This is a genomic window from Alicycliphilus denitrificans (assembly GCF_044792555.1).
Lineage (GTDB): Bacteria > Pseudomonadota > Gammaproteobacteria > Burkholderiales > Burkholderiaceae_C > Alicycliphilus > Alicycliphilus denitrificans_A.
Map to the genome: position 1 here is coordinate 317,541 of NZ_CP126238.1, position 19,087 is coordinate 336,627.

A 19,087-nucleotide genomic window follows, 5' to 3' on the forward strand; every position below is an offset into this window, starting at 1 on the left:
ACATAAGAAGACGAAAAAAAGATACAAGCTCGCAAAAATACCGTGACACGAACAAAAACCACGCTGGACCAGTCAGCGCAAACTCTTCGGCCTTCCGGACTCCAGTGGGTCGTTCGTGTATTGCTGGTGGCGGCAGGGTATTTCGCACTGGCGCTCCTCAGTCGCCTTTTCGCGCTGCCGGATGGCTCGGCCACAGCCATCTGGTTCCCGGCCGGTTTCGCGCTGGCTGTCCTGCTCACCATGGGCCCACGCCATTGGCCCAGCATCTGGCTGGGTGCGACCCTCAGCAATGCATGGGCGGGAATGGGCTGGCTGTCAATCGTGGTCGGCGCAGCTTCGGTAATGCAGGCCCTCGTTGGCTGGTGGTTGACCCGGCAGCTGGCCCGCCGGCTTGGGCGCCGGCATCTCGCAGGCCCCGCAAAACTACCGAGGGATACGGATCTGCTGAGTGGTCTGGTGCTGGGGGGGCCGGTCGCCTGCCTGGTGTCTGCTTCTCTTGCCGCACTGGTGCTGCATGGCCTCGGTGAATTGCCCCAGGAGCGATGGTTCGGCCAATGGCTCACCTGGTATTGCGGCGACGTGCTGGGCGTATTGCTGATTGCGCCACTGAGTTACCTGGCCTGGCAGGGCAAGGTCCGGTCGGCCGCCGGAGTCTGGCTGCGGATAGGGTTGCCGCTGTTGCTGATTGTGGTGCTGATAGGGCTGAACTCCCTCTCGCACGATAGAGAGCAGGCCAGCGTGGCGCGCGACCAGGCCGTGGCGCAGATGCAAGGCCTTTATGACCGGAACATCAGACTGCTGCGGACGAGCCGCCCCGATTTGGAGGCCCTTGGGCGCTTCTTCGTCGCCAGCCAGGACGTGACCCCGCGAGAATTCGCGCTGTTCACTGAATCCCTGCTGGACGGCCCCGGGCTGGTCGCCCTGGACTGGCTGCCGCGGATCACGCACGCAGAGCGTCCGGCGTTTGAAGCCACCCTGAGGCAACGCGGCGGCACCGGCCTGCTGGAACCGGATGACCAAGGCCATGCGGTACCGGCCCGCAAGCGAAAGAACTATTTCCCTGTCGCTTTCTCGGCGTCGTCGGCTGCGGCGCAATCAATTCCTGGCCTGTTGGGACTGGATCGGTCATCGAGTCCCTTGCACCAGCCGGCCATGGAGCAGGCCCGGGATCTGGGCAAATCCGTAACCACAGGCCCGTTTGTCCTGCTGCGCGGCGGGCGGCCGGGCGTTGTGATCTATCAACCCGTTTATCGGACCGGCTTCCAGCCGGCATCCGCCAATGTGGCCGCGCGGCGTGCGGCATTGCGCGGCTTTGTCGCGGTCGTGCTGAACGTCGAGGGACTGTTCGCCCCCTTCATCGAGGACGCGCGCGAGCGGCGCATCGATTTTCGCGCCCAGGATGTCGGTGCGGACGGTATGGTGCCTCTGATCGGCAGCCTGGCCGGTGACGCCCAATGGACGCACGAGATCAATATGGGCGGGCGCTGGTGGCGGCTGGAAATGCGGGCGGTCGACGCGCTGTGGTACAGCGGAGCCACCGGCGCTGACCGCCTGTTTCTTGTCGGCACCATGCTGGCGGCTCTGCTGGCCTCATTTGCCACCTTGTCGGCAGCCAGCCACGCGGCGGCCCGGGAGGCCAAGCGACGGCAGCTGCAGAAATTGGCCGCGCGGCTGGAGCGTGAAGTCCAGGGCCGCACCCGGGAACTCGTCCAACGCGATAAAGAGAGCCGCGCCCTGGTGGCCCATCTGGTGGACGGCGTGATCCAGATTGACCGCCAAGGCACGGTCCAGTCCGCCAACCCGGCCATCGAGCGCATCCTCGGCTGGCAACCCGAGCAGCTCGTTGGCCACAACGTCTCACGGATTGTCCCGGAGCCGCACCGCAGCGCCCACGATGGCTACATTGAGCGCTATCTGCGCACCGGCGAGGCACGCATCATCGGCATAGGCCGTGAGGTGGTGGGCCTGCACCGGGACGGGCGGCAGGTACCGCTGGAGCTGGCAATCGGCCAGTATGAGGTCCACGGCGAGGTTTATTTCACCGGCATCCTGCGCGACATCAGCGAGCGCCAGCGTGCCATCGCGGCGCTGGAAGAGGCGCAGCGCGCGGCCGAAGCCGCCAACCAGGCCAAATCGGCCTTTCTCGCGGCCATGAGCCACGAGATCCGCACGCCCATGAACGGGGTGATGGGAAGCGTGGATCTGCTGCGCCAGGCCAGCCTGACACCGCACCAAATGGACCTGGCCAACACCATCCGGGATTCCGCACTGAACCTGCTGACGATCATTGACGACATCCTGGATTTTTCCAAGATCGAGGCCGGACACATGGGGCTGGAGCGCGCCCCCATGTCTGCGGCCGATGTCGCCGAAAGCGCCTGCGACGCGCTGCGGCCGCTGGCCGTGCGCAAAGGGGTGACCCTGACGGTATTCGTCGACCCGCGCCTGCCGAGCGCCGTGATCGGGGATGCGCTGCGCTTGCGCCAGGTCATGAACAATCTGCTGTCCAACGCCATCAAATTCTCCAGCGGCCAAGCGCGACCGGGGCGCGTGCGCCTGCGCATGTGCCTGGAGTCGGCAGACCGACTGCGTTTGACGGTCAGCGACAACGGTATCGGCATGGACGCCGCCACCCAGGCCAAACTGTTCCAAGCCTTCGCCCAGGCCGATCTCTCCACCACCCGGCGCTTTGGCGGCACCGGCCTGGGCCTGCCCATCTGCAAACATCTGGTGGAACTGATGGGAGGCAGCATCGACGTCATCAGCGAACCCGGTGCCGGGGCCATGTTCAGCGTCAGCCTGCCCCTGCAGAGGGATCCGGCCTGGACGGCGCCAGCGCCGCAGACGCTTCTTGCCGGCCTCGACATCGCCATCGTCGCCGAGGATGCCGCCGATGGCCGGGACTGGGCGGCATACCTCGAACATGCCGGAGCGCGTACCCAGGGCTATGCCGACGCCGAGAGCGCACGCAGCGCGTATGCGGGCCGGCCGGGCGCACTGCTTGTGCTGGAGATCGGCGAGCACATCCAGCCAAGCAGGTTGCACCTGGAGGGAGACGAGGGCTTGCCCGCCGTCCTGCTGGGCCGTGGCCGCCGCCGGCAGCCGCGCCTGGTATCGACCGGCGTGGTCGTGTTGGACCGTGACGCCCTGCACCGCGCCAGACTGCTGCGGGCCGTGCTGCTGGCCGCTGGCCGGGCCCAATCCGAAGCCGAGACATGGGGATCGCCTGAGGGGGCGCAAGACGGGCCGGCGCTGCCGCTGGCAGACGGCCCGCGCATCTTGGTGGCGGAAGACCATGACATCAACCGCAAGGTCATCGCCTTGCAATTGGCCCAGCTAGGCTATGCGGCGGACATGGCCGCCGACGGCCAGGCAGCGCTGGAGCGGTGGCGCAGCAGGCACTATGACTTGCTGCTCACCGATGTGCACATGCCCGAGCTGGATGGCTATGCATTGACCGAGGCCATCCGCCGCGAGGAGGCGGAAGGCGCACGCCGCCCCATCATCGCGCTGACGGCCAACGCCTTGAAAGGCGAGGAAGACCGCTGCCTGACAGCTGGCATGGACGCTTTCTTGAGCAAGCCGGTGCCGCTGGACGTGCTGCAGGCCACACTGGAGGAATGGTTACCGCCCGCCGCCCCGCAGCCCTGGACGGGCGCCAGCACGGCCCGCGCGGCCAACACCGCATCGACCGTACTGGATCGAACGGTGCTGGCAGGCGTACTGGGCAGCGACGAGCCGACCTTGCTCCGCGAATTCCTGCAGGACTTCGGGCAAGCCGCTGAGACGGCTGCGCTGGCGCTGCGCGCTGCCCGTGAACGCCAGGACTGGGCAGAGGCAGGAGGCATCGCGCACAAACTCAAATCCTCGTCCCGCTCGGTCGGCGCACTGGCGCTGGGCGACATCTGTGCCAGCATCGAAGCAGCGGCCCAGGCCGGCCAAGGCCCTCAAGTGCTGGAGCATCTGGCAGAGTTCGAGCGCCGGCTGAAAGTGGTTCAGGCTGAGCTCGCAAAAGTCCAAGAAGAAGTCCAGGGAGACTCCTGACCATGATCCCCCCACGCGTTTTCGTACTCGATGACGATCCCTTTGCGCTCAAGCTGCTTGCCCGCCAGCTTGCCGGACTGGGTGTGCCCCAAGTCGAAACCTTCCCCACGGGCGAGGCGGCCCTATCCGCACTGGAGCAGGATCGCGCGGCCGACCTGGTCCTGGCCGATCTCAATATGCCCGGCATGGACGGCGTGGAATTCCTGCGCCATCTGGGCGAGCGCGGCTACACCGGTTCGCTGGCGCTGGTGAGCGGCGAGGATGTGCGCATCCTGGAAACCGCCGAGCGTTTGGCGGGCGCGCACGGGCTTCGCGTGCTGGGACATCTGACCAAGCCCGTCGCGCTGCAAGCATTGGAAGAACTGCTGGAGCGCTGGAAAAGCCGGGCGCTTCCCCGACCGGTACAGCGCAAGAAGACCTATGGGACGCAAGAGGTGCGGCGCGCGATCGAGCTCGGCGAGCTGCTTAATTACTACCAACCCAAGGTCGAGCTGGCGACAGGAGCGTTGCGCGGTGTGGAAGCCCTGGTCCGCTGGCTTCACCCCGAAGATGGGCTGGTGTTCCCCGAGCAGTTCATCGGCGTGGCTGAAGAACATGGGCTGATCGATGCGCTGACCAGAGTGGTGCTGAGCCAGGCGCTGTCCCAGGCACAGCGCTGGCGCGCCGAGGGTCTGACGCCGCGCATCGCGGTGAATGTATCCATGGAAAACCTGCGGCGCCTGGACTTTGCCGATTTCGTTGCCAGTGAGGTCGAGAGGCACGGTTTGATGCCTTCCGATCTGATCCTTGAAGTCACCGAGTCGCGCTTGATGCAGGACGCTCCAAACGCCTTGGACGTTCTCACACGCCTGCGGCTCAAGCGATTCAGCCTGTCGATCGACGATTTCGGCACCGGCCATTCGTCTCTCGTCCAGTTGCGCAACATCCCCTTCGACGAGCTCAAGATCGACCAAGGTTTTGTTCACGGGGCGGGACAGGACAACACGCGCGGCGCCATCTTCGAAGCGAGCCTCAACATCGCCCGGCAGCTGGGCATGACGTCAGTGGCGGAGGGCGTGGAGGATGCGGCCGACTGGGCCTACCTGCTGGCGGCAGGCTGCGATCTGGCCCAAGGGTATTTCATTGCTCGACCCATGCCGGGCCATGCCTTGCCGGCCTGGCAGGCCGACTGGCAAGGCCGCCATGTGACACTGGTCTGATGCCTGGGGCGGGGCGTCTGGCTGCCAGCGCTGCGACAAGAGTCGCCTTGTTTTGTAAAAGAAAATTGGCTTTAACGCTTGCCGGGTAAGCGCGGATAGCTATTTAAAAAGTAGCGCGCAGTACGCGCCGGTACTGCACCGCCTCGGCCACATGGGCTGCGGTGACATGCTCCGACGCCGCCAGGTCGGCGATCGTGCGCGCCACCTTGACTGCGCGGTGTGTGCCGCGCGCCGACCAGGCCAGGCGCGCGGCGGCGGTCTGCAGGAAGCGCGCCGCGGCCTCGTCCAGCGCGGCCATGCGGTCCAGCTGCTGGCCCTGCAAGGACTGGTTGGGCGCACCCTGGCGCTTCAATGCACGTTCGTGCGCCAGGGCCACGCGTTCGCGCACCGCGCCGCTCGCCTCGCCGGCGGGGGCGTTCAAGAGTTCCTCGGCGGGCAGTTGTGGCACCTCCACATGCAGGTCGATGCGGTCCAGCAGCGGGCCGGACAGCTTGCCCTGGTAGCGCGCCACCTGGTCCGGCGTGCAGCGGCAGGCGCGCTGGCCCGAGCCCGCGAAGCCGCAGGGGCAGGGGTTCATGGCGGCGACGAGCTGGAAGCGCGCCGGGAATTCGGCGCGCTGCGCCGCGCGCGCGATGGTGATGCGCCCGCTCTCCAGCGGCTCGCGCAGGGCCTCCAGCGCGCTGCGCGCGAACTCGGGGAATTCGTCGAGGAATAGCACGCCCTCGTGCGCCAGCGAGATCTCGCCCGGCCGCGGCGGCGAGCCCCCGCCCACCAGGGCCACGGCGCTGCAGCTGTGGTGCGGGCTGGCCGTGGTGCGCCGCATCCACTGCGCGCTCGTGAAGCGCCCGGCCAGGCTGGCGATGGCCGCGCTCTCCAGCGCCTGCTCCACGCTCATGGGCGGCAGCAGGCCGGCAAAGCGCTGCGCCAGCATGGACTTGCCCGAGCCCGGCGGGCCGACCAGCAAGAGGCCATGGCCCCCGGCGGCGGCGATCTCCAGCGCGCGCTTGGCCGCGGCCTGGCCCTTCACGTCGGCCAGATCCGGGCCATCGGTGGGCGCGGCGGGCGTGGTCGGCGCCAGGCGCTGCCAGCCGTCGTCGTCTGCGGGTTCGGGCGTGCTGCCCGCGGGCAGGAACCGGTGCACCACGTCCAGCAGGTGGCGCGCGCGCCAGATCTCGGCGCCGGGCACCAGGGCGGCCTCCTCGGCGCTGCCCGGCGGCAACACCATGCGCAGATCCTGCGCGCGCAGCGCCAGGCTGGTGGCCAGCGCGCCGCGCACGGGCCGCAGCAGGCCCGACAGCGACAGCTCGCCGGCGAATTCCCAGCCGGCCAGGCGCTCCGCAGAGATCTGCCCGCTGGCGGCCAGGATGCCCAGGGCAATCGGCAGGTCGAAGCGCCCCGAGTCCTTGGGCAGGTCGGCCGGCGCCAGGTTCACGGTGATCTTCTTGTTGCTCGGGAACTCCAGCCCCGCGTTCTGCAGCGCCGAGCGCACGCGCTCGCGCGCCTCCTTCACCTCGACATCGGCCAGGCCCACGAGCGCAAAGCTCGGCAGGCCATTGGCCAGATGCACCTCCACGGTGACGGTAGGCGCCTGCAGGCCCAGCAGGGCGCGGCTTTGCACCAAAGCAAGACTCATCGTGTGAACCCTCCCCAATTTGGTGCATGGCCCAGCGGCGGGGCGGCACCCTGACTGCCAAATGTACCTGCATGGTGGTTGGCACGATCCGTGCATAGAGGCCTGTGTCCGCTTTCCACACCTACCGGAGGAACCATGTCCCCTGCATCGCTGAAGTCCCTGAGCCTAGCCCTTGTGGCCGCGGCCCTGCCCGCAATGGCCAGCGCCGAGTTGACGGCGAATATCTCGCTGACCAGCAACTACAAGTTCCGCGGCCAGGACCAGGACGTGCACCGCATCAAGGCCGTGAGCCCGGCCATCCAGGGCGGCTTCGACTACGCCTTCGAGGGCAGCGGCTTCTACCTGGGCAACTGGAACTCCAGCGTGGACTGGCTGGCGGGCAACTCCATCGAGTCCGACCTGTACGGCGGCTACAAGCTCAAGGCCGGTGCGCTGGACCTGGACCTGGGCGCGCTGGCCTATGTCTATCCCGGCAACAGCAGCGGCAACACCGTCGAGCTGTATGGCGCGGCCGGCTGGGGCCCGTTCACGGCCAAATATTCGCACACCGTGTCCAAGGACTATTTCGGCTGGGCCGGCGCCAAGACGTCGAGCCAGCGCGGCCGCAACACGGGCTACCTGAACCTGGCGTTCGCCCAGCAGGTGGCGCCCGCAACCACGCTCAAGGCGGCCCTGGGCTATACGCGCTTTGCCGGCGACATCCGGGACCTGGGCGTGCCGAACTACGTGGATTACAGCCTGGGCGGCGCCTATGACTTCGGCGGCGGCCTGTCCTTGACCGCGGCCGTGGCCGGCGCCAACAAGAAGGGCTTTTTTGGCGACGCCAACAAGGCGCGTCTGATCGTCACGCTCACCAAGACCCTGTAATTCTCGAAAAGGAGCCGATCATGAAAATGGTCACCGCCGTCATCAAACCCTTCAAGCTCGACGAGGTGCGCGAGGCGCTGTCGGACATCGGCGTGCAGGGCGTCACCGTCACCGAGGTCAAGGGCTTCGGCCGCCAGAAGGGCCATACCGAGCTGTACCGCGGCGCCGAGTACGTGGTGGACTTCCTGCCCAAGGTGAAGATCGAGGCCGCCGTGCCCGACGCGCTGGTCGAGCGCGTCATCGAGGCCATCGAGGGCGCCGCGCGCACCGGCAAGATCGGCGACGGCAAGATCTTCGTGAGCGAGCTGGAGCAGGTGGTGCGCATCCGCACCGGCGAGACCGGCGAGCAGGCCCTGTAACCCCAGCCACGGAGAAACACCATGAAAAAACTGCTTGCCTCCCTGGTATTGGGCCTGGGTCTGCTGGCCGGTGGCAGCGCCGCACTGGCACAGGCGCAGGCCGCGCCCGAGCCGGTCGCCGAGGCCACCACCGCCGCGCCCGCACCCGCCGCAGCACCTGCCGCGGCGCCCGCGCCCAAGATCGATTCCGGCGACACCGCCTGGATGCTGACCTCGACCCTGCTGGTGATCCTCATGACCATCCCCGGCCTGGCGCTGTTCTACGGCGGCCTGGGGCGCGCCAAGAACATGCTGTCGGTGCTGATGCAGGTGTTCGTGGTCTTTGCCCTGGTGTCGCTGCTGTGGGCCATCTACGGCTACAGCCTGGCGTTCTCGGGCGAGGGCCGGTTCGTGGGCGATCTGTCCAAGATCTTCCTCAAGGGCGTGGGCCTGGAGACCTTTGGCGCCCTCGCGACCATCCCGGAATACGTGTTCTTCGCCTTCCAGGGCACGTTCGCGGCCATCACAGTGGCCCTGGTCGTGGGCTCGTTCGCCGAGCGCATGCGCTTCTCGGCCGTGCTCATCTTCGCGCTGCTGTGGTTCAGCTTCAGCTACGTGCCCATGGCGCACATCGTCTGGGGCGGCGGGCTGCTGGCGGCCGACGGCGCGCTGGACTTCGCGGGCGGCACCGTGGTGCACATCAACGCCGGTATTGCCGGCCTGGTGGGCGCCTACATGGTGGGCAAGCGCATAGGCTTCGGCCGCGAGGCGTTCACGCCGCACTCGCTCACGCTGACCATGGTGGGCGCGTCGCTGCTGTGGGTGGGCTGGTTCGGCTTCAACGCCGGCTCCGCCGGCGCCGCCAACGCCGCCGCCGGCCTGGCCTTCGTCAACACCGTGCTGGCCACCGCCGCCGCCACGCTGTCGTGGAGCGCGGGCGAGGCCCTGCACAAGGGCAAGGCCTCGATGCTGGGCGCGGCCTCGGGCGCCGTCGCCGGCCTGGTGGCTGTCACGCCGGCCGCCGGCTTCGTCGGGCCCATGGGCGCCATCGCCATCGGCCTGGTCGCCGGCCTGGTGTGCCTGTGGGGCGTGGGCGGCCTGAAACGCATGCTGAAGGTGGACGACGCCTTCGACGTCTTCGGCGTGCATGGCGTGGGCGGCATCGTTGGCGCCATCCTCACCGGCGTGTTCGCGGCCCAGGGCCTGGGCGGCACGGGCGGCGCCACGCCCGAGACCTTCAGCATGGGCGCGCAGGTGTGGATACAGACCAAGAGCGTGCTGTTCACCATCGTCTGGTCCGGCGTGGTGTCGGTCGTCGCGTACAAGATTGCCGACCTGCTGGTGGGCCTGCGCGTGGACGAAGAGTCCGAGCGCCAGGGGCTGGACATCAGCGCGCATGGGGAGACGGCGTACCACCGTTGAGCACGAAACGGGCAACCGTTATTCCAAGGACTTTGGCCCGTCGCGCGCGGGCCTTTTCCATTTTGCGTTGACTCGAGCCCGACTCTTGAAATCCTTAGAAGAACTCCTTGCGAGCCGCCAGCAGAATCTCCACGTTCGCGGCCAGGCTCTTCTCCATCCGCCGCGTGGGGCCGACGACCGACAGTGCCGTGAGGCGGCCGCTGACGTCCCCCGCAATGCCCAACGCCATCACACCTTCGGCGCCTTCGTCCCTGGCCAGGAACCAGCCTTTCTCGATGCCAGCCGAGATCTCGCGCCGCAGCGCCTCGCGGTCCTGCAAGGTGGCGTCGGTGATCGGCTCCATGGCAAGCTGATCGATTAGTGCCTCGCGCTCTTGCGCGGGCATCGCGCCCAGGATGGCCTTGCCAAGCGCCGTTGAATGCACGGTGACCATGGTGCCCGGGCGCAGCACGTAGCGCAGCGCGCGCTGGCTCTCCTGGCAGGCGAAGATCTTGACCCCATTGCCGTCCAGGTGGCCGCACATGGAGCTCTCGCCTGTGCGCTTGGTCAGCAGTTCGAGCGCCTCGGACGTGAAGGCTTGCATCGGATCTTTTGCCGCGATCCGCTGGGACAGGTCGTGCAGGCGGGTCGTTGGATAGAAGAAGCGCGATTTGGGCATCCGCACGAGATAGCCTGCCTCGCGCAGGGTGAACAGCAGGTCCGAGCAACTGCTGTCGGCAAGTTCCAGGTGGCGTGCCAGCTCCGAGTTAGTCAAGGGCCTTCCCTCGCGAGCGAAGTATTCGAATACCTGGAGGGCGCGCTGTGCTGCGGGAACGGTCTGTGGCATGGGGTGGGATTCTCTTCCTGATGAGGATGCGGACGGCGCTCAGCGCAGCGCGGACAGGCCGAGGGCCGTCTGGGCGACCAGCATCGACTGGATCTGGTTCGTGCCTTCCGCGATGCTCAAGTGCCGTGCGTCGCGATAGTAGCGCTCCACGGGAAAGAGCGAGGTGTATCCCGCGCCGCCGTGCACCTGTAGGGACAGCTCCGCGACACGCAGCACCGCCTCCGTGGCATGGCGCTTGGCCATCGAGCAATACAGTGCGGCATCGGGCGCGTGCCGGTCCAGCGCGTCCGCGGCGCGATAGCACAGCAGACGCGAGGTCTCGACCAGCGCCATCATGTCCGCCACCATCTGCTGCACCATCTGGAAGGCGCCGATGGGCCGGCCGAACTGCCTGCGGTCCTTGGCGTACTGCACGGCGGCCTCAAGCGCTGCTTCCGCGATGCCGAGCGCGGAAAAGGCCACCACGCAGCGACCGACGTTGAGGTGCTTCTTGGCAAGCGAGAAGGCTTGGCCGGGCGCGCCAAGTAGGTGCCCCGTGGGCACCTCGACACCATCGAACAGCAGTTCGCCGAGCGGGCAGCTGTGCATGCCCATTTTGGACAGCGGTGTTACGGAAAAGCCCTGCCTGGACGATTCGAACAGCACGCAGGAAACCCCCTGCCTGCCATCGGGCAACGGCGTGCGGGCAAAGACCACGCCCACGTCCGCGATCGGACCGTTGCTGATGTAGAGCTTGCGTCCCGTGATGCGCCAGCCTTGTGGCAGGGGCTCGGCCCGGGTTTCCACATGGGCCGCGTCGGAGCCGATGTTGGGCTCGCTTAGCGCGAAGCAGGCCACGGTTTTGCCTTCGAGGATGCCCGGCAGGAACGCATCGCGCAGTTCGGGGCTGGCGGCATCGGCGATGACCGAGGCCGCCAGGTTGCTCGTGCTGGTGACGCTGCGCAGCGACGGCCACACGCGGGCGACTTCGCAGATCAGCGTTCCGTAGGTGGTCATGGGCAGCGCGAAGCCGCCCACGTCCTCCGGCAGCAGGCCGCCCAGCAGGCCATATTCGCGCATGGCGGCGATCACTCCGGCTGGCACGGGCTTGTGTTCGGCCTCGTGGCGATCCACCAGCGGTGCCACTTCGGCCTGCAGGTAGCGCCGCAGCGCATCGCGCGCGGCGATCTGGGTTTCATCAAGGGAGAAGTCCATCTCAGTGCGCCTTTGCCTCTTCTTTCAGCACCACGTCCCAGATCTCGGGTCCGTTGGGCCGGACGGCTTCTTCCATGATGTGGCCCACGAGCCCGGCCGTGCGGCCCACGAGCGCCAAGCCGCGCGCAATGCGCGGATCGAGGCCCAGGTCGGCGGCTATGGCGCCCATTGCGCCTGCGCCGTTGATCGGCAGCTTGCGGCCGAACTCCTGGGCCTGGATCTTCTCGACGGCGTCCAGCAGCCGCCAGCACGCGCGGTAGTAGCCGTTCTCCTTCGAGATGGCGCGCAGCGCCGGCACGCGCGGATCTCCCTCGACGTGGATCGGGTGGCCGACGCCCTGGATGCGCTTCTTGTCGCTGCGGTAGGCCTGCAGCAGTTCGCGGGCGCGGCCGTCGAACTGCGCCTGTGGCGCATCGGCCGCGATGCCCTTGCTCCAGGTTACGAGCATTTCGGCCACGTTCTGCGTTGCGCCAAGATAGCGGTCGCCCGCGCCCAGCAGGCCGGCGGCAACGGCGCCCTGCAGCGACTCGGGCGCCCCCAGGAAGGTCAGGCGGCTGGAGATCGAGCTGGGCGTGAAGCCGTGGTCGCAGGAAGTGACCAGCAGCAGGTTGATCATGCGCTTGAAGTTCGGCTCGGGCGTACGCCCTAGGATGCACAGGCAGGCCATCTCCGCGAAGTCGGCGTTCGGGATGATGTCGGTGGAGAGGTTGCGGCCGCGCACGAAGATGTCATGGACGGTGGCGTAGCCGATGTCGGTATGGATGCTCATGTTGGGAATTACCTGGTTCGAAATCTGGGAAAGATGGGTCAGTGGGCAGGGTCGAGCACGACCAGCGCGTCGAGCGGCACGGCGCCCTCGCCATCGCGGCCGACCCACACGGGGTTCAGGTCCAGCTCGCGCAGGCGCGGCCCCTGCGCGGTGGCAAAGCGTGAAACGCGCAGCAGCAGATCCTCCAGCGCGGCGATGTCCGCCGGTGCCTGCCCGCGCACGCCTTCGAGCAGCGCATAGCCCTTGAGCTCGCGCAGCATCTCGCTCGCGTCCTGCGGCTTGATGGGCAGCGCACGATGCGCGACATCCTTGAGCATTTCCACGAAGATGCCGCCAAGGCCGACGGTCAGTACCAGGCCAAAGGCGTCGTCGCGGTGCACGCCGATCAGGATTTCACGCCCGCCGGCGGGGAACATCTTCTCCACCAGCACGCCGTCGATGACGGCGTCCGGCTGCCGCTGGGATACCGTGTCCAGGATGGACTGGTAGGCCGACCTTACCGCCTGCTCGTCCGCGAGGTTCAGGCGCACGCCGCCCGCCTCGGTCTTGTGCGGGATTTGCGCGCTCACGATCTTCATTGCCACCGGAAAGCCCACCGCCTTTGCCAGTTCCACGGCCTGGCTGTCGTTGCCGGCAACGCCGCCCTCGGGCACCGCGATGCCCGCCTTGCGCAGCAAGGCCTTGCCATCACTCTCGCTCAGCGCGGCAGAAGACGCCTCGCCGGATGGCGCGTGATGCGCATCGGCGGCGGCTGGCGCTTTGGCTTCGGCGGACGCGGTCGCAGCTGGCGCTGCCGCTGGCCACAGGTGGCGCAGCGCGGCGACGCAGTCGGTGAGCGACAGGAAGGGCAGCAGGCCGGCTTCTTCCATCGCCTTGAAACCTTCGCCCATGCGGCGGCTCATCCAGACAGGGACGATCGGCTTGGCCTGCGCGCTGGCCGCTTCGATGATGGCGCCGGCCATCGTCGCGGTGATGCCGGCGTAGTCCATGGGAATCGGGAACATCACTGCGCCGACGTTCGGGTCATCGCACACGAGGCGCAGGCAACGCGTGACAAGGGCCGGTTCTCGGATGATGTCCGCCGTGGTGTCCAGCGGATTGGCGATGTTGGCAAACGCGGGCAGCAGTTCGCGCAACGCCGCGCTGGTCGAAGGCGAGAAGCTTGCGATCGGCAGCCCCGCCGCGCCGGCGATGTCGGCAGCGAGGGCCGCGGTGCCGCCCGAAAAGGTGACGATCGCCAGGCCGGCTCCTGCCGCGGGCCGGGGGGCAGCGAGCAGCCGCGCCACCGCCGAGAGTTCGTCCAGATCCTGCACCTCGACCGCGCCGTGCTGGCGGAAGACGGCGCTGTTGACGCGCGCCGAGCCGGCGATCGAGGCCGTGTGCGATTGCGCCGCCTTCACGCCCTGCTCCGACCGTCCGACCTTGAGGATGACGACGGGTTTGTCGTTCGCACGCGCCAGGGCCAGCGCGCTGCGCAGGCGGTCGCCGTCCTTCACGCCCTCCATCAGCACGGCGATCACACGGATATGCGGATCCACGGCCATGTGGGCGATGAAGTCGGGCAGGCCCAGGTCGCACTCGTTGCCGCCGGAGCACCACAGCCCGACGCCGTCGCCGAAGGACAGGGCCTGCAGCACCGTGCGGCCGAGGCCGCCGCCCTGCGTGGCCAGGCCGATGGCGCCTGAGTTCAAGTCGTCCTTGAACGCTGGCGAGAAGGTCATGCCAAGGCCCAGCCGGAGGTTGACGAGGCCGGGGCAGTTGGGACCGTACACGCGCAGGCCCGTGCGCCTGCACAGCGCGGCGATCGCCTGCTCCATGTGGCGGCCCTCGTCGCCGGTTTCGGCAAAGCCCGCGCTCATGACGATCGCGAAGGCGATGCCCTTGGCTGCGCATTGCTCCAGGGCCGGCAGGACATGCACCGCGCTGACGATGACCAGCGCCACGTCGATGCCGGAAGCCGGAACATCCGCCACGGACGGATAGCAGGGATGGCCCAGGATCTCCTTGGAGCCTGGGTTGACCAGGTACACCTCGCCGTCGAAGCCGGAATGCACCAGCACGTTGTCCACCAGCCGGCGGCCCTGGCTGCCCTCGCGCGCCGAGGCGCCCACGATCACCATGCTGCGCGGCGCGACCAGCCGCGTGAGGTCGCTGAAGCCCGTCATGCCGGCACCTCGTCGCGGACCATCATCTTGAAATCGGCCTGCACGACGACCTCGCCGCGCTGGTTCACCGCTTCGCGGCGGAACACGACGATGCTGCGTCCGGGACGGCTGGATGGCGTGCGCTCCGCGACTGTTACCTGCACGTGAACCGTGTCACCGATGAAGGTGGGCTTGGGAAAGCGGCAGCTCACATCCAGCAGCGCGAGGATCCAGGGCTCGAGCGCTCGGTAGCCGCTCGACTGCGTGGTGAGCCCCGACAGGACGGACAGCACCAGCAGGCCGTGGGCGATGCGCTGGCCGAAGTTCGTGCCGGCGGCGTACTCGGCATCAACGTGCAGCCGGTTGAAATCGCCCGACAGGCAGGCGAAGTTGACGACGTCGGCCTCCGTGATGGTGCGGCCGGCCGTGCGGAAGGAGTCACCGGGCCGCAGCGCGGGCTGCGGCTGATCCTGGGCGATCTGGGTTTCGGACATGCTGTTGGCCCTCAAGATGAATAGCGTCCGCCGGTGACGTGCAGCGTGTCGCCGGTGATGTAGCCCGCGCAGTCCGATGCCAGGAACAGGATGGCGTTGGCGATGTCGTCGGGCCGGCCCAGGCGCGGGACCGGGTTCCTGGCCAGCGCGGCCTCGCGCAGCTTCTCGTAGGTCGGCAGGGATTTCACGAGTTCCGTCTCGATGAACCCGGGCGCGATGGCGTTGGCGGTGATGTTGAATTTGCCCTGCTCCATGGCCAGCGCGCGGGTGAAGCCGATCAGGCCGGCCTTCGCCGCCGAGTAGTTGGTCTGGCCGGGATTGCCCAGGTGGGCCCTCGAGGAAATGTTGATGATGCGTCCCCAGCGCTGCTCGATCATGGAAGGCAGAACCGCCTTCGTGCACAGATAGGCACCCTTCAGGATGGTGTCGACGACCGCGTCCCAGTCCTCGACCGGCATCTTGGTCAGGTATTTGTCGCGGGTGAAGCCGGCGTTGTTGACCAGGATGTCCACCTTGCCGAAGGCCTCGATGGCCCGGCTGGCTAGCGCAGCCACCTGCTCTTCGTTGCAGACGTCGGCTGCGTGGCCGATGGCCTCGCAGCCCTGCGCGCGCAGCTCCGCACACGCCTGCTCCACCGCTGTGGCGTCGATGTCCGTGATGACGATGCGGGCACCTTCGCGTCCCAGGGCCAGCGCGGCGGCCTTGCCGATGCCGCGGCCGGAGCCGGTGATCAGGGCCACGCGGCCGTTCAAGTTGAGCTCCATTTAATCTCCGATATGCCAAATAATGTTTCGGTGATTCGTATTATCTTTTGTTTTTTCCGATTTGTCGATATGATCTACGAGTCGTCGGAATACTTCATAGGAGGCTACTTTGAAACTCGTCAAGCTGCTTGGCTCTTTGGTATTGGCTTGCGCCATGGCGCCAGGATTCGCCCAGACCGATCACTACCCGACCCGCGCCATCAAGCTCTATGTGGGGTTCGCGCCCGGCGGCGCGACGGACCAGTTGGCCAGGCTCTATGCCACTCGGCTCACCGAGCGCCTGGGCCAGCCCGTGGTAGTGGAAAACCGCCCCGGCAGCGGCGGCAACGTCGCTGTGCAGCAACTGGCGCAAGCCAGCCCCGACGGCTATTCGCTGGTCATGGCGGCCAACTACGTGGCCATCAATGCGGCCCTCAAGCGCAACGTCTACAACTGGGAGCGCGACCTGGCCCCGATTGCGCTGATCGCGTCCACGCCCAATCTGCTGGTCGTCCCCGCCAACTCTAGTTTCAAGACCATCGACGACATCGCGCGGGCCGGCAGGAAACCGGACGCCCAGGTGACCTTCGGCTCGCCGGGCATGGGCTCGTCGGTCCATCTGTCGGGCGAGCTGTTCAAGCTGACCGCTGCGTCGCCCGGCCTGACGCACGTACCCTACAAGGGCATATCACCGGCTGAATTGGACCTGGTAGCGGGCACCATCGACCTGATGTTCGGCAGCATTTCCACGGCCGTGCCGCTGGTGGAGTCGGGCAAGCTGCGCGCCATCGCGGTCACGGGCACGCAACGCCTGAAGGCGCTTCCGAATGTGCCCACCCTGGACGAGCTGGGAATGAAGGGCTTCAACGTCGAGGCCACCTATATGGTGATCGCCCCCGCCAAAACGCCCGCGCCGATCGTGCAGAAGCTGAGCGCGGAAATCGCGGAGGTCTCCCGCCAGCCGGAAGTCCAGCGCGCCATCGAGAACCTCTATGCCCAGCCCCTGACAGGCGGTCCGGCGCAGACCCGGACGTTCCTGAAGACCGAGGAGGCCAAGTGGGCCGAACTGGTGAAAGCCAGCGGCCTCAAGATCGACTGACATCTGCGTCCCGAAAGGAACATGCCCATGGGACCGCTGCACGGTATCAAGGTCATCGAACTGGCGGGTATCGGTCCTGGACCGATGGCCTGCATGCTGCTGGCTGATCTCGGCGCCTCTGTATTGCGCATCGACCGCCCCGAGGCCGCCGACCTCGGGGTGCAAAGGCCGGTTCGCTTCAATCCGCTCCTGCGCAATCGCAGGTTGGCACATGCGAACCTCAAGGACCCTGCTGCCGTGGAGGAAGTCCTCGCCCTGGCGGAGTACGCGGACGTGCTGGTCGAGGGCTATCGCCCTGGTGTCGCGGAGGGCCTGGGGCTGGGCCCGCAGGCATGCCATGCGCGCAACCCGCGCCTGGTCTACGGACGCATGACCGGCTGGGGCCAGGATGGCCCGCTCGCCCAGGCCGCGGGTCATGACATCAACTACCTGTCCCTGACGGGCGTTCTCCATGCCATCGGGCGGGCGGGGCAGGCGCCCGCCGTTCCCCTGGCGGTGGCCGGCGACATGGGTGGCGGTGCGCTGTACCTTGCCATGGGCATCCTGGCGGCATTGCTCGAACGGACCCGCTCAGGCAAAGGCCAGGTCGTGGATGCCGCCATCGTCGACGGCGCCGCCTCGCTTGCGGCGCTGTTTTACGGCCTGCACGGCGCGGGCCAGTGGCAAAACCAGCGCGGCAGCAATGTGCTGGATTCGGGCGCGCCGTTCTACGACGTTTACGAATGCCAGGATGGCCAATGGATTGCCATCGGACCCATCGAGGCGCGCTTCTACCGGCAGTTGCTGGATAAGTTGGACCTCGACGCTGCGGTCCTCGGCGCACAGAACGATCGCGCCACCTGGCCGGCTGCAAAGGCGCAGATCGCGCAGCGCTTTCGTACGCGGACACGCGAACAGTGGTGCGAACTGCTGGAGGGATCCGACGTGTGCTTCTCGCCCGTTCTATCGTTCGCGGAAGCGCCGCAGCATCCGCACATGAAAGCGCGCAAGACCTTTATCGAAGTGGACGGAGTGGTGCAGCCTGCACCCGCACCTCGCTTCAGCCGCAGTGTCACCGGGCAGCCGATGCCGCCATTGGCACATCCGGATACGGACTTCGCAACCATTCTGAAGAGCTGGAGTGCCTGAGGGCGATTTCCATGAGGGCGACTGCGGGACAATCGCCGTATGGACACGCCTTGGACGCCCCTTTCCACCCCAACCGCGCAACTGGGTGAATCGCCGTTCCGGTACCCCTATGGCGCGCACCCGTGCTGGATGGACATCGCCGGCTGCGCGCCCGCGTCGGCCAGGGGACCGGCGCTGCCCACGCGGGGCGACGTGCCCGGCCTGCCCGTGGCTTGGTGCGGGATCGGAGGCGCGCTATGAAAGTGCCGCCGCTCAACCCCCTCAAGGTCTTCGAGGTCGTCGCGCGCACCGGCAACCTCACGCTGGCGGCCAGCGAGTTGAACGTGAGCCAGTCGGCCGTGAGCCGGCAGGTGGCGGTGCTGGAGGAGTATCTGGGCGTGCAGCTCTTCACGCGCGAGCGCGTGGGCGTGCGCCTGACCGAGGTGGGCGAGGCCTATGCCCGCCGCATCGGCCCGGCGTTCTGCGAGATCGCGGCCGCCACCGAGGCCATCACGCGCAAGTACTCGAACAACGTCATCCGCCTGCGCACCTACACTACGCTCACCGCGCGCTGGCTGATCCCGCGCCTGCCGCACTTCAAGGCACGGCACCCGGAGGTGGAGGTGGCCATCACCAACAGTTCCGCGCCGCTCGATTTCGGTGCCGAGCAATGCGACCTGGCCATCGTGCTCGGCGACGGCCACTGGCCCGGCGCCGAGGCCACGCTGCTGCTGCAGGACGTGGTGGAACCCGTCTGCGCCCCCGGTTTCATCGCGGCGGGCGCGCCGCCCGAGGCGCTGCGTGGCAAGCGCCTGCTAATCTCCAAATACCGCAAGGACGACTGGCCGCGCTGGCTCGCGTACGCCGGGCTGCCCGAGCTGTTCGAGACGGCCGAGACCATGGTCTTCAGCAGCTCCATCCTCACCTGGCAGGCGGCCATGGACGGGCTGGGCATCGCCATCGGCCAGCAGCACATGCTGGAGGCCGACTTCCAGGCCGGCCGCCTCGTGCGCCCGTTCGCGCGCCCGCTGCGCACGGGCCAGGGGCACTACATTGTCACGCCGGCGCTGCAGCGGTACTCCAGCAAGATCGCGGCGTTCAAGGATTGGCTGATGGCAGAGGCTATGGAAAAGTGAGCTTTTGACGCTCGCCAGCAAAGTATTTCATGCTAAAAATATCTGAAACCATCTTTTGATAAGCGCAGGCAG

General features: G+C 67.4%; 15 protein-coding genes. 8 read left to right on the forward strand and 7 right to left on the reverse strand.

Annotation, left to right across the window (positions count from 1 at the left end; genetic code table 11):
- The first annotated feature begins 42 nt into the window (after positions 1-42).
- Together P7644_RS01445 and P7644_RS01450 are read left to right on the forward strand one after the other, a co-directional pair.
- On the forward strand, positions 43-4,044 hold the full coding sequence (locus P7644_RS01445) for a CHASE domain-containing protein (RefSeq protein ID WP_404301241.1): 4,002 nt from the start codon (positions 43-45) through the stop codon (positions 4,042-4,044).
- 2 nt (positions 4,045-4,046) lie between these two features.
- Positions 4,047-5,243, forward strand: a complete 1,197-nt coding sequence (locus tag P7644_RS01450) for an EAL domain-containing protein (protein WP_404301242.1) — start codon at positions 4,047-4,049, stop codon at positions 5,241-5,243.
- Between the two features lie 103 nt (positions 5,244-5,346).
- Here the strand turns inward: P7644_RS01450 and P7644_RS01455 are convergent, their stop codons facing one another.
- On the reverse strand, positions 5,347-6,876 hold the full coding sequence (locus P7644_RS01455; RefSeq protein WP_404301243.1) for a YifB family Mg chelatase-like AAA ATPase: 1,530 nt from the start codon (positions 6,874-6,876) through the stop codon (positions 5,347-5,349).
- A gap of 135 nt (positions 6,877-7,011) precedes the next feature.
- Between P7644_RS01455 and P7644_RS01460 the strand changes: the two genes are divergently transcribed.
- From P7644_RS01460 to P7644_RS01470, 3 genes are read left to right on the forward strand one after another with little or no spacing between them, the layout of a single operon-like run.
- Complete coding sequence (locus tag P7644_RS01460; protein ID WP_404301244.1) at positions 7,012-7,743, forward strand: TorF family putative porin; 732 nt, start codon at positions 7,012-7,014, stop codon at positions 7,741-7,743.
- 20 nt (positions 7,744-7,763) lie between these two features.
- Entirely contained in the window at positions 7,764-8,102 is a 339-nt protein-coding gene (glnK, locus tag P7644_RS01465) for a P-II family nitrogen regulator (RefSeq protein ID WP_404301245.1), read from the forward strand.
- Positions 8,103-8,123: 21 nt separating this feature from the next.
- Positions 8,124-9,503, forward strand: coding sequence for an ammonium transporter (locus P7644_RS01470; RefSeq protein WP_404301246.1), 1,380 nt, complete (start codon positions 8,124-8,126; stop codon positions 9,501-9,503).
- 94 nt (positions 9,504-9,597) lie between these two features.
- Here the strand turns inward: P7644_RS01470 and P7644_RS01475 are convergent, their stop codons facing one another.
- The 6 genes from P7644_RS01475 to P7644_RS01500 are packed head-to-tail and all read right to left on the reverse strand — an operon-like array spanning position 9,598 to position 15,694.
- Positions 9,598-10,329: an IclR family transcriptional regulator gene (locus P7644_RS01475; RefSeq protein WP_404301247.1), complete on the reverse strand. Its 732-nt coding sequence runs from the start codon at positions 10,327-10,329 to the stop codon at positions 9,598-9,600.
- A gap of 39 nt (positions 10,330-10,368) precedes the next feature.
- On the reverse strand, positions 10,369-11,523 hold the full coding sequence (locus tag P7644_RS01480; protein WP_404301248.1) for an acyl-CoA dehydrogenase family protein: 1,155 nt from the start codon (positions 11,521-11,523) through the stop codon (positions 10,369-10,371).
- Between the two features lies 1 nt (position 11,524).
- Positions 11,525-12,292 (reverse strand): citryl-CoA lyase, encoded by a 768-nt coding sequence (locus P7644_RS01485; protein WP_404301249.1) that lies wholly within the window; start codon positions 12,290-12,292, stop codon positions 11,525-11,527.
- Between the two features lie 38 nt (positions 12,293-12,330).
- Complete coding sequence (locus P7644_RS01490) at positions 12,331-14,457, reverse strand: acetate--CoA ligase family protein (RefSeq protein WP_404301250.1); 2,127 nt, start codon at positions 14,455-14,457, stop codon at positions 12,331-12,333.
- Complete coding sequence (locus P7644_RS01495) at positions 14,454-14,930, reverse strand: MaoC/PaaZ C-terminal domain-containing protein (protein ID WP_404301251.1); 477 nt, start codon at positions 14,928-14,930, stop codon at positions 14,454-14,456. Before P7644_RS01495 ends, P7644_RS01490 begins: the two co-directional genes overlap by 4 nt.
- A gap of 11 nt (positions 14,931-14,941) precedes the next feature.
- The gene (locus P7644_RS01500; RefSeq protein ID WP_404301252.1) at positions 14,942-15,694 is read right to left on the reverse strand and encodes a beta-ketoacyl-ACP reductase; all 753 of its coding nucleotides are present in this window, start codon (positions 15,692-15,694) and stop codon (positions 14,942-14,944) included.
- A 154-nt stretch (positions 15,695-15,848) separates the two neighbouring features.
- Here P7644_RS01500 and P7644_RS01505 point away from each other — a divergent pair, with 154 nt between their 5' ends.
- From P7644_RS01505 to P7644_RS01515, 3 genes are all read left to right on the forward strand, one after another.
- Positions 15,849-16,772 carry a tripartite tricarboxylate transporter substrate binding protein gene (locus P7644_RS01505; RefSeq protein WP_404301253.1) on the forward strand — a complete coding sequence of 308 codons (924 nt, stop codon included), beginning with the start codon at positions 15,849-15,851 and terminating at the stop codon, positions 16,770-16,772.
- A 27-nt stretch (positions 16,773-16,799) separates the two neighbouring features.
- A complete protein-coding gene (locus P7644_RS01510; RefSeq protein ID WP_404301254.1) occupies positions 16,800-17,900 on the forward strand; it encodes a CaiB/BaiF CoA transferase family protein in 1,101 nt (366 codons plus the stop codon).
- A 236-nt stretch (positions 17,901-18,136) separates the two neighbouring features.
- Positions 18,137-19,015 carry a LysR substrate-binding domain-containing protein gene (locus P7644_RS01515; protein WP_404301255.1) on the forward strand — a complete coding sequence of 293 codons (879 nt, stop codon included), beginning with the start codon at positions 18,137-18,139 and terminating at the stop codon, positions 19,013-19,015.
- Positions 19,016-19,087 lie beyond the last annotated feature (72 nt).

Coding starts and splice junctions, on each gene's coding strand:
- P7644_RS01450 (WP_404301242.1), top strand. CDS start 4,047: ATGATCCCCCCACGCGTTTTCGTACTCGATGACGATCCCTTTGCGCTC.
- P7644_RS01455 (WP_404301243.1), bottom strand. CDS start 6,876: ATGAGTCTTGCTTTGGTGCAAAGCCGCGCCCTGCTGGGCCTGCAGGCG.
- P7644_RS01460 (WP_404301244.1), top strand. CDS start 7,012: ATGTCCCCTGCATCGCTGAAGTCCCTGAGCCTAGCCCTTGTGGCCGCG.
- glnK (WP_404301245.1), top strand. CDS start 7,764: ATGAAAATGGTCACCGCCGTCATCAAACCCTTCAAGCTCGACGAGGTG.
- P7644_RS01470 (WP_404301246.1), top strand. CDS start 8,124: ATGAAAAAACTGCTTGCCTCCCTGGTATTGGGCCTGGGTCTGCTGGCC.
- P7644_RS01475 (WP_404301247.1), bottom strand. CDS start 10,329: ATGCCACAGACCGTTCCCGCAGCACAGCGCGCCCTCCAGGTATTCGAA.
- P7644_RS01480 (WP_404301248.1), bottom strand. CDS start 11,523: ATGGACTTCTCCCTTGATGAAACCCAGATCGCCGCGCGCGATGCGCTG.
- P7644_RS01485 (WP_404301249.1), bottom strand. CDS start 12,292: ATGAGCATCCATACCGACATCGGCTACGCCACCGTCCATGACATCTTC.
- P7644_RS01490 (WP_404301250.1), bottom strand. CDS start 14,457: ATGACGGGCTTCAGCGACCTCACGCGGCTGGTCGCGCCGCGCAGCATG.
- P7644_RS01495 (WP_404301251.1), bottom strand. CDS start 14,930: ATGTCCGAAACCCAGATCGCCCAGGATCAGCCGCAGCCCGCGCTGCGG.
- P7644_RS01500 (WP_404301252.1), bottom strand. CDS start 15,694: ATGGAGCTCAACTTGAACGGCCGCGTGGCCCTGATCACCGGCTCCGGC.
- P7644_RS01505 (WP_404301253.1), top strand. CDS start 15,849: ATGGCGCCAGGATTCGCCCAGACCGATCACTACCCGACCCGCGCCATC.
- P7644_RS01510 (WP_404301254.1), top strand. CDS start 16,800: ATGGGACCGCTGCACGGTATCAAGGTCATCGAACTGGCGGGTATCGGT.
- P7644_RS01515 (WP_404301255.1), top strand. CDS start 18,137: ATGAAAGTGCCGCCGCTCAACCCCCTCAAGGTCTTCGAGGTCGTCGCG.